At 57.0% G+C, this 1,032-nt stretch carries 1 rRNA gene; it reads left to right on the forward strand.

The features are described from left to right. Positions 1 to 1,026, forward strand: a 23S ribosomal RNA gene (locus tag ACIBI5_RS54295); the annotation flags it as partial. Positions 1,027 to 1,032 lie beyond the last annotated feature (6 nt).

Consider the following 1,032-nt stretch of genomic DNA (forward strand, 5'->3'; position numbering starts at 1 on the left):
GCGAAGGTGAGAACTTAAGCGCCGGTAAACGGCGGTGGTAACTATAACCATCCTAAGGTAGCGAAATTCCTTGTCGGGTAAGTTCCGACCTGCACGAATGGCGTAACGACTTCCCCGCTGTCTCAACCGCAGACCCGGCGAAATTGCACTACGAGTAAAGATGCTCGTTACGCGCAGCAGGACGGAAAGACCCCGGGACCTTCACTACAGCTTGACATTGGCGTTTGGAACGTCTTGTGTAGGATAGGTGGGAGACTGGGAAGCTGTCACGCTAGTGATGGTGGAGTCATTGGTGAAATACCACTCTGGTCGTTTTGAACGTCTAACTCTGGTCCGTGATCCGGATCGGGGACAGTGTCTGGTGGGTAGTTTAACTGGGGCGGTTGCCTCCTAAAGAGTAACGGAGGCGCCCAAAGGTTCCCTCAGCCTGGTTGGCAATCAGGTGTCGAGTGTAAGTGCACAAGGGAGCTTGACTGTGAGACTGACGGGTCGAGCAGGAGCGAAAGCTGGGACTAGTGATCCGGCATCGGCATGTGGAAGCGGTGTCGCTCAACGGCTAAAAGGTACCCCGGGGATAACAGGCTGATCTTCCCCAAGAGTCCATATCGACGGGATGGTTTGGCACCTCGATGTCGGCTCGTCGCATCCTGGGGCTGGAGTAGGTCCCAAGGGTTGGGCTGTTCGCCCATTAAAGCGGTACGCGAGCTGGGTTTAGAACGTCGCGAGACAGTTCGGTCCCTATCCGCTGCGCGCGCAGGAGACTTGAAAGGAGCTGTCCCTAGTACGAGAGGACCGGGACGGACGAACCTCTGGTGTGCCAGTTGTACCGCCAGGTGCACGGCTGGTTGGCTACGTTCGGAAGGGATAACCGCTGAAAGCATCTAAGCGGGAAGCTCGCCTTGAGATGAGGTCTCCCACCACGAGAGTGGGTAAGGCCCCCCAGAGACGATGGGGTTGATAGGCCGGAGGTGGAAGCACGGCAACGTGTGGAGCTGACCGGTACTAATAGGCCGAGGACTTGACCACAAAGCA

This window comes from Nonomuraea sp. NPDC050540 (genome assembly GCF_044457485.1).
Taxonomy (GTDB): Bacteria; Actinomycetota; Actinomycetes; order Streptosporangiales; family Streptosporangiaceae; genus Nonomuraea.